Genomic DNA, 15,674 nt, shown 5'->3' on the forward strand with positions numbered 1-15,674 from the left:
AAGGAGAAACATGCGCACGACTGTGGCGACCCTCGCGGGCGCCGTACTGCTCATCGGCCTGGCCGCCTGCTCCGGCTCCCCCGCTGTGAAGCCTGTGGCGGAGACCGATGTGGCCGCGCCCGCGGCGTCCGGCGACCAGCCGGAGGGCATCACCTACGACACCGCGCGGATCCCGTTGGGCGCCACGCTCTCGACGGTGTCGTCCGTCGACAATGGACGGACGACGGTGGAGCTGAAGGTGTCCGGCCTGCTGCCGGACACGAAGTACGGCTCGCACGTGCACACCAAACCGTGCGGCGCCAAGCCGGCCGACTCCGGCCCGCACTACCAGAACAGGGCGGACCCGTTCACGCCGAGCGTCGACCCGGCGTTCGCCAACGCGGAGAACGAGATCTGGCTCGACTTCACCACCGACGCGCAGGGTGCCGCCGTGGGCAGGGCGACGGTGCAGTGGGAGTTCCGCAAGGGCGAGGCGAACTCGATCGTCGTGCACGCCACGCACACCAGCACCGAGCACGGCAAGGCGGGCACGGCCGGTGACCGCCTCGCGTGCTTGACCGCAGCCTTCTAGACCGGCCAGGTCAGGGCCACACCTCCAGCGAGGTGTGGCCCTGACACCGGTTCCAACACCGCCGCGCGCACGAGGTTCAGCACCTCGTATCGGGGTCCGGCGCGACGAACGAGCCCGCGCACGCACAGTTCCCTGACGGACCGGCTGTGCCCGGGGTCTTCTCCCTCGGCCATCCGCACCAGCAGCTCGCGGCCTTCATCGTCCACTGTGGACAGCGAGCGGCGCAGCGAGTCGCGCAGGTGGGCCGACGTCGGGTCGAGCGGGTTTCCGCGCAGCCGTTCGAGCAGGTGCTGCGGCGAGTAGACCATGAACCACCCGGCGGCGAACTCCAGCGCCGACGGCAGCCCGTCCAGCTCGTGGACGAGGCCCATGAGCGCGGCCTGGTTCGCGGGCTCCGGTTTGAACGCGGGCCGCACCCGGTGCACGTGCGTGAGCAGCAGGCGCACCGCGGCGTCGTCGCCCAGCGCGCCGAGCGGGAACACGTGCTCGCCGGGCAGGCCGGTCGGGGCGAGCGCGGTGACGACGATCCGCAGCAGGGGGTGCGCCTCGAGCAGGCGCGGGTCGGGGCGGTGGTCGGTGACGAGGACGGTGTCCTGGTCGTCGTCGATCGACGGGGTCGTCTGGGTCGGGTGCCACAGGACCGACCAGCCGTGCCGGAAGTGGAGCTCGCCCGCGACCTCGAGGGCGAGGCGGGTCTTGCCGACGCCGCTCACGCCGGTGATGGTGACGAGCCGCCGCGCCTCGCAGTACGGGACCGAGGGGGTGTGTGCGCGTCCCTCGATCGGTGCGCCGAACACGACGCCGCCGCCCTGGATCGGCCGCTGGCCGCCGGCCGGTGAGCTCGCACGCTCGACGTCCGCGCCAGACCCGCCAACTGCCGCACCCGCACGCCCAACGCCCAGCCCCTGCCCGCCAACCGCCGACCCAGCACGCTCCACACCCGTGCCAGGCCCGCCGACCGCCGAACCCGCGCGCGTTCCCGGAGCCGCGGCGTCCTGCCACCCCTCCGTCACCAACGCCGTCAGCAACGCCGTCAGCGCCGCCGCCTCCGCCTCCCGCCCCACGATCAACCCGGCGGGCCCGGCCGGCGCGGGTGGCGCCACTGCGGCGCGACCGGCGGAGCGGCCCCCGGCCTGCTGCAGGTCCGCGCGGCTCGCCTCGTCGAGCCGCAGCCCGTCCGCGAGCAGGCGCACCGTCTCGGCCCGCGGTGAGCGGGTGCGGCCGCATTCCAGGTCGCGGATGGCCCGCACGCTCACCATCGCGAAGTCAGCCAGCTGTTGCTGGGTGAGGCCCGCGCCGATGCGGTGCGTGCGCAGCAGTTCTCCGAACTCCCTCATGACCCGTTCCCTCCTCGGACTTCGAGTCTCGGGGCGATCGGGTCGCGAAACATGGGTGGCGGACCCCCATATTCACCTCCGCGCGCAAATCTGGGGGGTTGGTCCCCATGTGCCGCCCGCCCGCGCGTGCGAGGTTGGCCGGGTGACCTCAGCCGCCGAGACCAGCACCGGTGAGAGCTGGACAGCGGCTTTCGCCCACGCGCTGCGCCCGCTGATCGACGCGTCCCGCACGGAGGTCGCGCCGCCGTTCGACGCCGCGTTCGCCGAGCAGCTCGGGCGCCGGCTCGTGGCGATCGCCGCGCGCACGCTCGTGCTGGAGCTGCACAACGCGCGGGGCACGTTGACCAGTCCGACGAGCGCCGAGCGGTTCACCGAGTTCACGCGGACGCTGAACCTCTCCTCGATCTTCAACCGCTACCCGGTGCTCGCGCGGTTGCTCGCGCAGGCCTGTGAGCAGGCGGTTTCGACGCACCACGAGCTGTCGTCGCGGTTCACGCGCGACCGGGAGCGGATCGTCCGGACGATCTTCGACGGCGACGACCCCGGCGCGCTGATCTCCATCGAGACTGGGCAGGGGGACGCGCACCAGCAGGGGCGGACCGTCGCGATCCTGACGTTCGAGTCGGGCGGGAAGCTCGTCTACCGGCCACGGCCGGTCGGGTTGCACGTGCGGTTCACCGAGCAGCTCGAGTGGCTGGCCGGGCGCACCGGGCTCACGTTCCGGGCGCCGCGGCTGCTGCCCCGCGACGGCTACGGGTGGATCGAGCACATCGCGTACGAGCCGTGCGCGGACGTGGCCGGGGTCGCCGAGTTCTACCAGCGGCTCGGCGCGCTGCTCGCGTTGCTCTACGCGGTCGACGGCACGGACATGCACTACGAGAACCTCATCGCGTGCGGTGACCAGCCGGTGCTCGTGGACGTCGAGACGCTGTTCCACCCCACGCTCACGCCGGACACGGACCCCGCGGTGCTGGCACTGGTGCGGTCGGTGCACCGCACGGCGCTGCTGCCCCACGTGCTGCTCGGCGACAACGGGGTCGCGGACGTGTCCGGGGTCGGCGGTGACCACGGCGTGCTGTCGCCGTTGAACGCGGTCGACTGGGCCGACGCGGGCACTGACCGGATGCGGCTGGTCCGGCGTCCGAAGACGTCGTCGGGGGCGCTCAACCGGCCGTTGCTCGGGGACACCCCGGCCGAACCCGCGGACTACCAGGACTCGCTGCTCGCCGGGTTCCGCGCAGGCTACGACGCGATAGTCGCGCATAGGGACGAGCTGCTGCGGCTCGTGCGCCAGTGCGTCAACGAAGAAGTGCGGTTCGTCGCGCGCGCGACGCGGCAGTACGCGCGGTTGCTGGACGAGTCGACGCACCCGTCCGTGCTCGCCGACGCGCTGGACCGCGACCTGGCGTTCGGCGTGCTCGTCGTGGACGATCCGCTGCTCGACCGGCTGGTGCCGTTCGAGGTGTCCGACCTGTGGCGCGGGGACGTGCCGCTGTTCACGTGCCGGCCGGGGTCGACCGACCTGTGGACCGCGTCCGGGCTCCGGCTGCCGGGGATGCTGCCGGAGCCCGGACTGCACGCCGTGACGCGCAAGGTCCTCGCGATGAGCGAGGTCGACCGGCACGACCAGCAGTGGATGATCACGGCCCTGCTGGCGTCGCGGCCTCGGCCGGTGTCGCACCACAGCGGCGTCCCGCTCCCGGGTCACGTCGCGCCGGTCGACCCGGACCCGGCCCGGCTGCTGGTGGCCGCGTGCGGGATCGCCGACCAGATCCTCGCGCACGCCGTCACCGGCGAGGACCGCGTCAACTGGCTCGGGCTCGAACTGGTCGACGACCGGCACTGGACGGTGCAGCCGCTCGGCGCCGGCCTGTCCAACGGCTACACCGGTGTCGCGCTGTTCCTCGCCGAACTGGGTCAGCTCACCGGCGCCGCGCGGTACGTCGACTTCGCCCGTGACGCGCTCAGACCGTTGCCCGCGCTGCTGGAGATGTTCGCCCACGAGCCCGAACTGGTCACGGCCGCCGGTGGCGGAATCCACGGCCTGGGCGGCATTTGTCACGGCCTGGCGCGCCTCACGCCGTTGCTCGGCCTCGACCGCGCACTGCTCACCCAGGCCGTTCGGCTGATGCCGGAGGAAGATCCGTCGCTCACAGTCGTGGACGGTGTCGCGGGCTCGCTGGCCGCGATGCTCGCCGTCGGAACGCCCGAGGCTCTCGCGCTGGCCTACCACTACGCCGCTGCTCTGCGGGGCGCCATTTGCCCGGCGAATGGGTTCGCCCGCGGCCATTCCGGAATCGGATGGGCTCTGAGGCGTTACGCGGCAACGGTTCGCGACGAGGTATCTGACGTGGCCGCACGAACGTTCCTGGAGAGCGACGCCATCGACCCGACCGACACCGGCTGGTGCACGGGGCTGGCCGGTGTCGCGCTCGCGCGGGACGACAAGCGGCTGGCCGGGCTGCTGGCTTCCAGGGAACCTTTGCGGGACATGAGTCTCTGCCACGGCGAACTGGGTGTCGTCGAAGCACTGGCAGCCCACCACCCCAGCGCCGCGACCCGCCGCACGGCGCTGTTGCTGGGAGCACTGGAGGAACACGGCGCCCGGTGCGCGACGCCGGGTGGTGTTCCTTCTCCCGGCCTGCTCACGGGCCTGGCCGGCATCGGCCACGGCCTGTTGAGACAGGGGTTCGGCATCCCGTCAGTCCTGCTACTGCAAGCGTCACCCGACACAGAGGAGTCCACCCGATGAACGAGTCCCTGCACCGCACGGCCGACCAGCCCGAACCGGCCGAGCACGCGATCGGGGAGATGGAACTCGCGCCGAAGACCTTCGCCGGCGCACGGGCCCGTGCGCTGATGGGGCTGACGATGGCGATGAGCGCGTTCGTGGCGATCACACCCGCCATCTCGGACACCACGGTCAGCGACAAGTAAGAAACTTTCACCCCGAATACGTCTGGGCGGTCGATACGGAGACCCCTTCGAGACCGTTAGGGTCCAGACATGCAGACCCGAGCGCCCCACGTGGTCGGCCGTGATCGTGAGGTCACGGCCATCACGGGGGCACTCGCACACACGCGGGAGTCCCGTGGCGGCACCGTCTTCCTCACCGGGGAGGCGGGGATCGGCAAGTCGCGGCTCGCCCGGTACGCGGCGGGCCAGGCGTACGACGAGGGCATGCGGGTGCTCAAAGGACGCGGCACGACCATCGGCCCGATGGTGCCGTTTCGCCCGATCGCGGAGGCACTGCTGGGGTTGTTCCGCGGCGAACCGCCGGACGACTCCGCGCTCGGGCCGTACAAACCGGTGCTGGGCACGCTGATCCCGGAGTGGCACGACCACAGGTCCACGAAGGAATCGGTCGTCGTGCTGGCGGAGGCGGTGCTCAGGCTGCTCGCGTCCGTCGCGCGCAAGACGCCGTGCCTGCTGGTGCTCGAGGACCTGCACGAGGCGGACGCCGAGACGCTCGCGGTCGTGGAGTACCTGGCGGACAACCTGGAGGACCAGCCCGTCCTGCTGCTCGCCACGATCCGCACCGAACCCGGTCACGCGCTGGAGCTCGTGCACCGGATGGTGCAACGAGGTTCCGGCACGCTGGTCGAGCTGCACCGGTTGTCGCAGGACGAGGTCGGCCAGATGACGAGTGCCTGCCTGGAGAGCGCGCTCGTCCCGGCGGAGCTCATCGATCGCTTGTGGACGGACAGCGCCGGGAACCCCTTCGTCATCGAGGAACTGCTGCACGGCATGGTGAGTGGCGGCCTGCTCGTCGCCGGGGCGCACGGCTGGCAGGTGCTGGGTGAGCTGAAGCTGCCGGTGCCGGCGGCGTTCGTGCGCAGCGTCGCGCACCGCACGGACCGGCTGGGGCCGCAGGGCCGTGAGGTGCTGTCCATCGCGGCGGTGCTGGGCCACCGGTTCCCGCTCTCGGTGGTGCAGAAGGTGACCGAGATCGACGACCGCCGGCTGCTGAGCCACCTGCACGCCGGGGTGGCCGCGCAGCTCGTGACGCCGGACGAGCCCGCGCCCGACTGGTACGCGTTCCGGCACCCGCTCACGGCGGACGCGCTGCTGGCCCAGCTGACCCCGGCCGAACGCGCGGAGCTGTCGTCGCGCACGGCCGACGCGGTCGAGGACCTGCATCCCGGTCTGCCCGGTGACTGGTGCCCGCTCGTCGCGAAGCTGCGGTTCGACGCGGGATCCCCGACGCAGGCAGGGCTCCTGTTCGCCGAGGCGGGCAGGCGGGCGCTGGCGGGTGGTGCGGCGGAGTCGGCGGTGTCGTTGCTCGACCGCGCGCAGAGCCTGCTCATCGACGAGAGCGAGGTCCGTGCCGAGGTGCTCGACACGTTGCTGCCGGCGCTCGCGGAGACCGGTGACTTCGAACGGGCCTTCGCCCTGGAGGTGAACGACCTCCACGGCCTGGACGGCTCGCTGCGCGCGAAGCTCCACACGCGACTGTCCCGCGTCGCCTACCTCGCGGGCTGGTTCACCGAAGGCGTGGAACAGGTGCGCATCGCGCGGACGTTGCTCGGCCAGGACGCACCGGACGACCTGGCCGCGCAGCTGGACGTCAACTCCGCCTACCTCACGCTGAACATCCCGAGCACCGACCGGATCGCGTCCGCTGCGGGCCTCGCGCGGCAGGCGGCGCTGGCGGCGGACCGGGCGCAGCTGCCGATGGTGGCGTGCGAGGCGTGGCAGCTGCTCGGGATCATCGCCCGCGAGCACGACATCGACGAGGCGAACGCCTGCTTCGGCAAGGCCCTCGCGCTCGCGGACGAGCACCAGCTGCCGATCCAGCACGTCTACGCGCTGGTCCGGCTGGCGGGCAACGACTGGCTGGAGACCGGCAGCACCGCGTCCCTCGACCGCACGCACGCCGAGGCGTGGCGGACGGGCGCGATCACGGTGGCGCACAACGTGGACGCGATCCTGGCGCTGCAGTCCGTGCTGACCGGCGACTACGCCGCGGCGGCCGAGGAGGTCGAGCGGTGCCTGCGCACGACGAGGCGCCTGCGGTTCCACGCGCTGACGCGCTACCTGCTGATGACGAAGGCGGTGCTGGCCGGGCACCAGGGCAACCGCGCCGAGACCGAGGAGGCCGTCGGCGAGTTCGAGGCGGTCGCGAAGAGCGGGGCGCAAGAGTACCCGCTGTGCTTCGGGCTGGCGCGCGCGTTCTGCGCGTTGCTGGAGGAGAACCACGCGCTGGCGATGACGGAGCTCGACCGGGCGCTCGCGCTGGAGTCGCAGAACCCCACGACGTTCCACCTGTCCGGCACGCACGGCATGCGGGTGCTGCTCGGCGTGCTCGACGGCCGGTTCGGCTGGCCGGACTACCGCTCGCTGACGGCGGCGTCCGCCTGCGGGATGCGCTGGAACCGGCAGTTCACCGGGCTGGCGCACGCCGTGCTGCTCGGCCGCGACGGTCGCGCCGAAGAGGCCCGGCAGGCGTTCCAGCGCGCCCAGGACGCCGCGGAACTGTATCCGCTGGCCCGGCACCTCGGCCGGCGGCTCATCGCCGCGGAGGCGGCGCGGTGGGGCGACCCGGTGTCCTGGCTGCGGTCGGCCGAGGAGTACTTCCACCAGGCCACGATCCCGGCGGTGGCGTCGGCGTGCCGGGGTCTGTTGCGGCAGGCCGGAGCGCCGGTGCAGCAACGGCGCAGCGGCACGGACCAGGTACCGCGCCAGCTGCGCGGGCACGGCGTGACCGTGCGGGAGTTCGAGGTGTTCGTGCTGCTGGCTGATCGAATGGGCAACAAAGCGATCGGCACGAGGCTGCACATCTCCCCGCGCACGGTGGAAAAGCACGTCGCGTCGCTCATCGCGAAGACCGGGCAGCCGGATCGCGAGGCGCTTTCCACCTACGCCGCCGCGTTGAGCCGCTGACGCGCTGTCACTCGGGTGTTGTGTCGGTGGTAGGCCGCGGACGCGCCGTCACTCCGGCGACGTGTCGGTGCGGACGCGCTTGCGGTGGCTCGTATCGCAGAAGGGAAAGCGTTTGCTGCGGCGGCACGCGCACACGGCGACCACGAACCGGTCGCTCGTGTGCGTCACCCCGTCCTCGGTGACCAGTTCGACCGGCCCCTCGACGAGCACCGGCCCGTTAGGCACCACCGTCACCTTGCGGACGTTCTGGCCGGTCACCTCGGATCACCACCAGTTCCTCGTCCCGCTGGCCGGACTCGATCAGGCCGTGCTGCTCCAGGAAGCCGATCCGGCCGCGCATGACCGGTCCGAACGGCACCCGGCGGCGCTGCACGACGGACGCTTTCAAGCCGCAGTCCCGCAGCTGCCGCAGGGTGGTGTCCACACCGCACAGTGCGGAGTGGACCATCAGCAGCACACCGCCCGGCCTGAGCAGCTCGAACATCCTGGCGCACAGCGGATCGAGCAGCTGACGGCCGTCGAGCCCCGCGTCCCACGCCCTCGCGGGCCCGGTCGCGGTGCAGGGGTTCGAGGCGGGCACGTACGGCGGGTTGGACAGGACGAGGTCGAACCGCTCGTCCTCCACCACCTCCAGCGCGTTGCCGAGCCGGACCCGCAACGGCATCCGCCGCAGCGCGGCGTTGACGCGCGCGGTCCACACCGCACGCCGGGAAACGTCCACACCGGTCACCTCGGAGGCGCCGGCGCGGATCGCCGCGATGGCGAGCGCTCCGGTGCCGGTGCCGATGTCGAGCACGCGGGCTCCCGCGGGGATCGCAGCCGCGTGCATGGCCTCGACGAGGAGGGCCGTGTCGTCTTGGGGCGCGTACACCCCTGGTGCTCTGAGCAGCCTCACCCTCGTGGGCTCCCCCGGCAGAAGACCTTGAAACACCGTGTTTTCCCGGGTTTCACGTGGGTACACGAGGATGTGCTGACCACCGCGTTCCGCCTTCTGGCCCAGGCACGGCGTTCTCGCGCGTTGCACCCGGACGGGATCCAGCTGACGGGTGAGCTCCGCGGTACCGCCGCGCCCTTCCCCGAGCACGCCACCGTGACCGTCCGGCTGTCCAAAGGTGCCGGTACCGGGCCTGGCAGGCCAGACGTGCTCGGTCTCGCGCTGCGCGTGCCCACCGAGTCGGGTGACTGGGACCTGCTGCTGTCGAGCACCGGTACGGGCGTGCGGACGCGGATGCTGCCGAAGTTCGTGCGCCACTGGGCGGACGCCCGGCTCGGAACACTCGCGCCCTACCGGTACCGCGGCGAGCTCGTGTGGTTCATGGCCGTGCCGGGCGAGGGCGAGCCGCCGTCGGGGTTCACCCTGCACGCCTCGGGCAAGGACGCTGACTGGCGGCCGGTCGCGGAGCTGACGCTGCACCCCCACGACCGCACGACGAGCCCGGTGGCGTTCGACCCGGTGCTCACCCTGCCACCGGACCTGGAGCTGGCGCCGCGCTGGCTCGCCACGATGCGCCGGGAGGCGTACGAGGGGAGCCGGCGCGGCCGCCAGGGGTCATGACTTCAGCTTGTCGTATCCGATGTTCAACGTGTCGGACGCGGCCACGGCCGTGAGCGCGGTCGACACCAGCCGGGTCAGCCTCGGCGCGAACACCAGGCCGGCGGTGAGCGCGCTCGCGATCCACACGCCCGCGCAGAACGGGCACGTCAGCAGCTCGCCGATCGCGTGCCGTGCCGGGTGGTCCGAGCGCACGGTCTCCTTGAGCTCCGCGTGCCCCGCCGATTCCTCGTAACGGGTGAACGGGGCACGGATAGGGCTGGTCACCGCCTCCTTGGTGAGCAACCGGCTCGCCTTGTGCGTCGCCACCGCCACGAGCGCGGTGTCACCGAACGAGAACCGCTCGGGCAGCCGGACGCCCGTGAGGCGTCCGGCGACCGAGACCGCACCGGCGAGGACCGCGTAACTGCCGATGGCGAGCAGGTAGCCGGGAAGCGGCCTGTCCGCGCCATAGGCCTGCCAGATCCGCTTCACTCTGGGAAAACCTCCTTGTAGCAGCACACTTCTGGTCATTCTTCCGCTGATCCTGGCTCGGTCATCGTGCGCATCATCTTCGCCTTCACCGTGTCCGGCGCGACCCTGCCCGCGATGGCCTGGACCTTGTTCTTCAGCGAGCCCGCGACGACGTGGTCGTCGCCGTTCATCAACGCCTCGAAACCCTGCCGCGCCACCTGCGCGGGATCGTCCTTCTCCCCCGTGGCGACCTTGGTGTCCTGCATCCCCGCCCGGTCGAAGAACTCGGTGTCGGTCGGCCCCGGCATCAACGTGGTGACGCTGACGCCGGTGTCGCGCAGCTCCTCCCGCAGGCCCTGCCCGAACGAGGCGAGGAACGCCTTGGAGGCCGCGTAGACCGAGTGGAACGGGCCGGGCGCGGTGGCGGCGATCGAGGACGTGAACAGAACCCTGCCCTGCTTGCGTTCCACCATGTCGCCGATCAGGCGGTGCGAGAGGTGCACGGCCGAACGCACGTTGAGATCGACGATCTCCAGGTTGTCGTCGACCGACGTGTCCCGCACGAAGTCACCGCCGACCCCGACGCCCGCGTTCACGGCGAGCACGTCGACGGGGCGCCCCAGGGCGCGAACGCGTGCGACGACGGATTCCACTCCGTCGTACCCGCGCAGGTCGGCGCGCACCGGTTCGACCCGCACACCACCGCTGCGCAGCCTCAACTGTGCGGCCGCCTCGTCGATCCTTTCGTCCTCGGCCACGACAACGACGTCGAAGGCGTTGTCGGCGAGGACTTTCGCGAGTTCGTAACCTATTCCACTGGACGCACCGGTTACCACGGCAAGCGCATTCACAGGTCATCTCCTTCCGGTCAACGCCCGGATACCCATGACCACCAGGTCGATGCCACATCGGCCGAAAGACTGATGCAACCTCCACGGCTCATCGGGTGTCCTTATCGGTAGGTTGGTCGAAACGACATGGGGGACATTCGTGCGCAAAATCGTTCTCGCGCCGCTGTGCGCGCTGGTCACGGTGACCGTGGCTGCGTGCAGTCCGTCAGGTCCGGACCAGACCAACCCGGAGCTGGCGCCGCGCGGCACGCCGATGACCAAGGTCAAGCCCACCAGGCAGGACCTGACCACCAAGATCAGCATCGCGGGCAAGGTCGACCTCAACCCGACGTTCGGGCTCGTCGCGCCGGTCGACGGCGAGGTGCGGTACTTCGACGTCCCGACGCCGAACGGCACGCCGACGAAGCCCATCCGCGTCGCGACGGTGTGGAAGAACCAGACGCCGAACTACGTCGAGGCCCCGGCGGGGTCCACGTTCAGCGGCCGGCTCGTCGACGACAAGGCGACCGTGAAGGCGGGCATGCCGATCGCGTCGGCCAAGCACGCCGGGTACGCGATCGTCGGCGACATCGACGGCCAGCAGGCGTACAAGATCAGCGGCGCGCTCACCGACGTCGTGGTGCAGATCAAGAACGGGCCCGGCCCGTTCCCGTGCGCCGTGCTCGGCACGATCGCCGCGCTGCCACAGGGCACCGTCCCGGAGAAGCCGCCGGTCACACCGGACACCAAGGACGACAAGAAGGACCAGCCGCAGCAGCAGCCCCAGCAGCCGCAACAGCCCCAGCAGCAGCCGAGCGCGTCGACGGGCCTGCGGATCGTGTGCACCGCGCCCGCGGACGTGCAGATGATCAACGGTGCCACCGCGTCGATCGAGGTCACGACGGGCAAGTCGACGCAGGCGCTGGTCGTGCCGGTCGAGGCGGTGGCGGGTCAGCAGGGCAAGGGCAAGGTCGACGTCATCTCGCCGGACGGGTCGCGCCGCACCACCGACGTGGTGCTGGGCCTGACCGACGGCAAGGTCATCGAGGTCAAGTCCGGTCTCACCGGTGACGAGGAGCTCGCCGTGCCGGGCCCGAACCTGCCGGAAGGTCAGCAGCAGGGCGGCGACCAGAGCAAGCCGACGGGTCCGTGATGACGCAGTCCTTCGAACAACCCACGGTCCAGGTGCAGGCACCGCTGCTGCAGCTCAACGGCATCACGAAAGTCCTGAAGGGGCAAGGGGAACCGCGCACCATCCTGTCCGGTGTGGACTTCACCGTCCACCCTGGACAGAGCGTGGCGATCCTCGGCCGGTCCGGCTCCGGCAAGTCGACGCTGCTGTCGCTGATCGGTCTCTTCGACCGCGCCGACGAGGGCCAGTACTACCTGCACGGCAACGACATCACGAAGCTCCCCGAGCGCAGGGCGGCGGCGTTGCGCAGCGCGGAGTTCGGGTTCGTGTTCCAGCGCTTCTTCCTGCTCAAGCACCTCACCGCGGCGCAGAACGTGGCCATGGCGCTGGTGAACGGCCAGGGCTGGTCGTCGCCGCGCAAGCGCAAGCAGCAGGTGATGGAGGCGCTGGAGCAGGTCGGCATCGCGCACCTGTCGAAGTCCAAGCCCACCAGGCTTTCCGGTGGTGAGCAGCAGCGCGTGGCGATCGCCCGCGCTCTCGTGCGCAAGCCGCGCATCATCCTCGCCGACGAGCCCACGGGCGCGCTCGACACCGAGACCGGCAACCTCGTCGTCGAGGTGCTGCTCAACACGACCAGGCAGGGCTGCGGCCTCGTGCTGGTCACCCACGACCACGACCACGCACGCAAGATGGGCCGCGTGATGGAATTGCGCGACGGGCGGTTCAACTGATGCTTTCCGGCAAGTTCCGGTCCGCCCTGGTCATCGGCGGACAGGGCATCCGCGCCCGAAAACTGCGCACGTTCCTCTCGATGGTCTCGCTGTTCCTCGGCGTCCTCGCCGTCGTGGCCGTGCAGGCGGGGTCCGAGATCGCCGAACGCGCGATGCTCACCGACGTCGAGCTGCAGTCCGGCAAGGACGGCACGGTCCGGGGTTACGTGCCCGGCGAGAAGGGCGCGCCGGCGATCGTCGAGTCCACGTTGAAGGGCCGTTCCGACGCCGTGGCGATGATCAGCTCGAACGCGATCATCGGTGAGCCGGGCGTGCGGCCGATCAACGAGGGCGGCATGCCGTTCGAGTACGCGGGCCAGGGCCGCGGCTACTACGGCCCGAACATGATCTGCGACTCCAACGGCACCTGCCACGAGCAGAAGCAGCCGGAGAAGAAGCCGGACGGCCAGGCCATCGAGGTCAACATGGTCGCGCTGACCGGCGACATCCGCCCGTTCAAGCCGTTCCGCCCGGTCTCCGGCAGCTGGCTGGAGTTCGCCTCCGCGCCGTCGCTCGCCCCCAGGATCGTGCTGAACGAGGAGGCCGCCAAGGGCCTGCGGCAGTACCGCGTCCCCGGCGAGATGACGATCGAGGGCGCCACGCACCACGTGACGCCGCAGATCATCGGCGTGGTGCAGGACGGTGACATGCAGCCGCGCGTCTACATGCGACTCGACGAGCTGCGCACGTGGATGCCGTCGGCCACGGAGACCACCAACCCCAACCAGTTCCGCGGCGGCGGCACGAGCCTCGAGCTGTTCCTGCAGCCCGGCACGGACGACCTGCAACAGCTGCTCAAGGCGAAGCTCGTCGGCGCCGGCGTGCCGCAGGACCAGATGCAGTTCCAGACCGTGAAGTCCAAGGAGCGCATGGAGTCCGAGCTCCGGATCATGCGGCTGATCTTCCTCGGCATGGCGTTCCTGGTGCTGCTGATCGGCGTCGCGGGCATCCTGAACGTCGGCCTCGCCACGGTCGGCGAGCGCGTCGAGGAGTTCGCCCTGCGCCGCGCCGTGGGCATGTCACGAATGCTGCTCGCGGGCATCGTGCTCGCCGAGACGCTGCTGACCGGCCTGTTGACCGCCGCACTGGCGATCGGCGCGGGCGCGGCCGGGTTGCAGGTGGCGCTGATGATGTTCGGCAGCAGGTTCCCGTCGCTGGTGGGCACGGCGTTCCCGTGGGAGGCGGGGGTGGCCGGCGTGATCGCGGGCCTCGTCGCCGGTGTGCTCGGCGGGCTCATCCCGGCCATCCGCGCGGCGAAGATCCCCATCGCCACAGTCATGCGAGCCTGAGTGCCGTGGCCGCCGAACCCCTCACCGGTGTTCGGCGGCCACAGCGCTTTCCGGCTCGTCGCCGGCGAAGCCCCGGACCGCGATCAAGCGGGCCGGGGCTTCGTGCTGTCCGGGTACTAGGGCGTTCTGACAAGCTCAGGTTCGCTTGCGGCGCGCGATCTCGCCGGAGAACTGCCGCACGCGGGCCGGGGCTTCGTACGTTCCGGGAATCAGTTGAGCTCGTCCGGGTTCGGCCCGATGCGGCCGCCGCGGTCCAGCGCGGACAGCGCCTCCACCTCGGCGTCCGGCAGCTCGAAGTCGAACACGTCGATGTTCTCCTGGATCCGCGACGGCGTCACGGACTTCGGGATCACGACGTTGCCGATCTGCAGGTGCCAGCGCAGCACGACCTGCGCGGCGGACTTGCCGTGCGCCAGCGCGATCTTCTGCACGGCCGGGTCGGTGAGCAGGTCGCCACCCTGGCCGAGCGGCGACCAGGCCTCGGTCACGATGCCGTGCTTCGCGTTGAACGCGCGCACGTCGGCCTGCTGGAAGTACGGGTGCAGCTCGATCTGGTTGACGGCCGGCACGACGCCGGTCTCGTCGATCAGCCGCTGCAGGTGCGCGGGCTGGAAGTTGGAGACGCCGATCGCGCGGATCCTGCCCTCCTTCTGCAGCTCGACGAACGCCTTCCAGGTGTCGACGTAGTTGTCGCGGGCCGGGGTCGGCCAGTGGATGAGGTAGAGGTCGAGCACGTCGAGGCCGAGCTTGCCCATCGACGCGTCGAACGCGCGCTTCGTCTCGTCGTAGCCGTGGTCGTCGTTCCACAGCTTGGTGGTGACGAAGACGTCGTCACGGTCCACACCGGACTGGGCGATGGCCGCGCCGGTGCCGGCCTCGTTGCCGTAGGCGGCCGCGGTGTCGATGCTGCGGTAGCCCGCCTTCAGCGCCTCCGCGACGGCGGGGGTGGCCTCCGCGTCCGGCACCTGCCAGACGCCGAAACCGAGCTGGGGCATGACGACGCCGTTGTTGAGCTTCACGGTGTTCAAGAGAAATCCTTACTGTGCTTACGGAATGAGCGTCGGTGCGGTGCCGCCGTCGACGCGCAACGCGGCTCCGGTCGTCGCGGACGACAGGTCCGACGCGACGTAGGTGATGAGGTTCGCGACCTCGTGGGGACGGATCAGGCGGCCCAGCAGCAATGTGGGGCGTTCGGTGCGGACGAACTCGGCCTCGCCGCCCTCGCCGACGCGGTCGCGGATGAACTCCTCGACGCCGGGGGTGAGCGTCGGGCCGGGCAGCACCGAGTTCACGGTGACGCCGGTGCCCTTCACGGACTGGGCCATGCCGCGCGCGATGGCGAGCTGCGCGGTCTTCGTCATGCCGTAGTGGACCATCTCGGTCGGCGTGAAGACGGACGACTCGCTGCTCACGAAGATCACCCGGCCCCAGCCGCGCCCGACCATGCGGGGCGTGTAGTGGCGGGCGAGCCGGACGCCGGACATGACGTTGGTGTCGAAGTACCGCTGCCACTCGTCGTCGTCGATCTCGAAGACCGGCTTCGCGCCGTAGATGCCCAGGTTGTTGACCAGCACGTCCACGTCCGGCACCTGGCCGACCAGGTCGGCCGCGCCCTCGGCGGTCGCGAGGTCCGCCGCGACGCCGCGCACGTCACCGTTCGCGCTGAGCTTGCCGGTCGCCTCGGCCACGCGCTGCTCGTCGCGACCGGTGATGACGACCGCGGCACCCGCCTTGAGCAGGCCCTCCGCCGTGGCGTACCCGATGCCGGCGGTGGAGCCCGTCACAAGTGCCGTGCGTCCCGACAGATCCATGTCTCTCCCCGGTAGACTTGTTGAAGACGATTACAAGCGTACGCAA

At 70.9% G+C, this 15,674-nt stretch carries 15 protein-coding genes; 8 read left to right on the forward strand and 7 right to left on the reverse strand.

All coding sequences use genetic code 11. The annotated features are described in order from the left end of the window. Nucleotides 1-10 precede the first annotated feature (10 nt). Nucleotides 11-571: a superoxide dismutase family protein gene (locus tag IEY88_RS23220; RefSeq protein WP_189156916.1), complete on the forward strand. Its 561-nt coding sequence runs from the start codon at nt 11-13 to the stop codon at nt 569-571. Here the strand turns inward: IEY88_RS23220 and IEY88_RS44385 are convergent. Beyond that, nucleotides 568-1,908, reverse strand: coding sequence for a helix-turn-helix domain-containing protein (locus IEY88_RS44385; RefSeq protein ID WP_229693658.1), 1,341 nt, complete (start codon nt 1,906-1,908; stop codon nt 568-570). The two genes, IEY88_RS23220 and IEY88_RS44385, sit on opposite strands and share 4 nt — an antisense overlap. A gap of 142 nt (nt 1,909-2,050) precedes the next feature. Between IEY88_RS44385 and IEY88_RS23230 the strand changes: the two genes are divergently transcribed. The 3 genes from IEY88_RS23230 (at nt 2,051) to IEY88_RS23240 (ending at nt 7,791) form a co-directional block, all read left to right on the forward strand. Then, entirely contained in the window at nt 2,051-4,660 is a 2,610-nt protein-coding gene (locus tag IEY88_RS23230) for a type 2 lanthipeptide synthetase LanM family protein (RefSeq protein ID WP_189156917.1), read from the forward strand. After that, nucleotides 4,657-4,845 carry a hypothetical protein gene (locus tag IEY88_RS23235; RefSeq protein WP_189156918.1) on the forward strand — a complete coding sequence of 63 codons (189 nt, stop codon included), beginning with the start codon at nt 4,657-4,659 and terminating at the stop codon, nt 4,843-4,845. The genes IEY88_RS23230 and IEY88_RS23235 overlap by 4 nt, the downstream gene beginning before the upstream one ends. 69 nt (nt 4,846-4,914) lie before the next feature. Then, nucleotides 4,915-7,791: an ATP-binding protein gene (locus IEY88_RS23240; RefSeq protein ID WP_189156919.1), complete on the forward strand. Its 2,877-nt coding sequence runs from the start codon at nt 4,915-4,917 to the stop codon at nt 7,789-7,791. A gap of 48 nt (nt 7,792-7,839) precedes the next feature. Here the strand turns inward: IEY88_RS23240 and IEY88_RS23245 are convergent, their stop codons facing one another. Next, a complete protein-coding gene (locus IEY88_RS23245) occupies nt 7,840-8,025 on the reverse strand; it encodes a CDGSH iron-sulfur domain-containing protein (RefSeq protein ID WP_229693659.1) in 186 nt (61 codons plus the stop codon). Continuing rightward, nucleotides 8,009-8,686 carry a HemK2/MTQ2 family protein methyltransferase gene (locus IEY88_RS23250; RefSeq protein ID WP_189156921.1) on the reverse strand — a complete coding sequence of 226 codons (678 nt, stop codon included), beginning with the start codon at nt 8,684-8,686 and terminating at the stop codon, nt 8,009-8,011. Before IEY88_RS23250 ends, IEY88_RS23245 begins: the two co-directional genes overlap by 17 nt. A gap of 72 nt (nt 8,687-8,758) precedes the next feature. Between IEY88_RS23250 and IEY88_RS23255 the strand changes: the two genes are divergently transcribed. After that, on the forward strand, nt 8,759-9,346 hold the full coding sequence (locus tag IEY88_RS23255) for a catalase family protein (protein WP_189156922.1): 588 nt from the start codon (nt 8,759-8,761) through the stop codon (nt 9,344-9,346). Here IEY88_RS23255 and IEY88_RS23260 read toward each other — a convergent pair. Together IEY88_RS23260 and IEY88_RS23265 are read right to left on the reverse strand one after the other, a co-directional pair. After that, entirely contained in the window at nt 9,341-9,817 is a 477-nt protein-coding gene (locus IEY88_RS23260; RefSeq protein WP_229693660.1) for a DUF1360 domain-containing protein, read from the reverse strand. The genes IEY88_RS23255 and IEY88_RS23260 overlap by 6 nt on opposite strands. Before the next feature lie 35 nt (nt 9,818-9,852). Continuing rightward, nucleotides 9,853-10,647: an SDR family NAD(P)-dependent oxidoreductase gene (locus IEY88_RS23265; protein ID WP_189156924.1), complete on the reverse strand. Its 795-nt coding sequence runs from the start codon at nt 10,645-10,647 to the stop codon at nt 9,853-9,855. Between the two features lie 139 nt (nt 10,648-10,786). On the opposite strand from IEY88_RS23265, the gene IEY88_RS23270 reads away from it, so the two are divergent. Genes IEY88_RS23270 through IEY88_RS23280 form a run of 3 tightly spaced genes read left to right on the forward strand, consistent with a single transcriptional unit; the run spans nt 10,787 to nt 13,817 of the window. Then, nucleotides 10,787-11,779 carry an efflux RND transporter periplasmic adaptor subunit gene (locus IEY88_RS23270; protein ID WP_189156925.1) on the forward strand — a complete coding sequence of 331 codons (993 nt, stop codon included), beginning with the start codon at nt 10,787-10,789 and terminating at the stop codon, nt 11,777-11,779. Next, a complete protein-coding gene (locus IEY88_RS23275; protein WP_189156926.1) occupies nt 11,779-12,489 on the forward strand; it encodes an ABC transporter ATP-binding protein in 711 nt (236 codons plus the stop codon). The genes IEY88_RS23270 and IEY88_RS23275 overlap by 1 nt, the downstream gene beginning before the upstream one ends. Continuing rightward, complete coding sequence (locus tag IEY88_RS23280) at nt 12,489-13,817, forward strand: ABC transporter permease (RefSeq protein WP_189156927.1); 1,329 nt, start codon at nt 12,489-12,491, stop codon at nt 13,815-13,817. The genes IEY88_RS23275 and IEY88_RS23280 overlap by 1 nt, the downstream gene beginning before the upstream one ends. Nucleotides 13,818-14,026: 209 nt before the next feature. Here the strand turns inward: IEY88_RS23280 and IEY88_RS23285 are convergent, their stop codons facing one another. Beyond that, entirely contained in the window at nt 14,027-14,812 is a 786-nt protein-coding gene (locus tag IEY88_RS23285; RefSeq protein WP_189157211.1) for an aldo/keto reductase, read from the reverse strand. 51 nt (nt 14,813-14,863) lie between these two features. Continuing rightward, on the reverse strand, nt 14,864-15,628 hold the full coding sequence (locus IEY88_RS23290) for an SDR family NAD(P)-dependent oxidoreductase (RefSeq protein WP_189156928.1): 765 nt from the start codon (nt 15,626-15,628) through the stop codon (nt 14,864-14,866). Nucleotides 15,629-15,674: the final 46 nt, after the last annotated feature.

Origin of the sequence: Lentzea pudingi (assembly GCF_014646255.1) — a bacterium.
In the GTDB taxonomy this organism is placed as follows: Bacteria; Actinomycetota; Actinomycetes; order Mycobacteriales; family Pseudonocardiaceae; genus Lentzea; species Lentzea pudingi.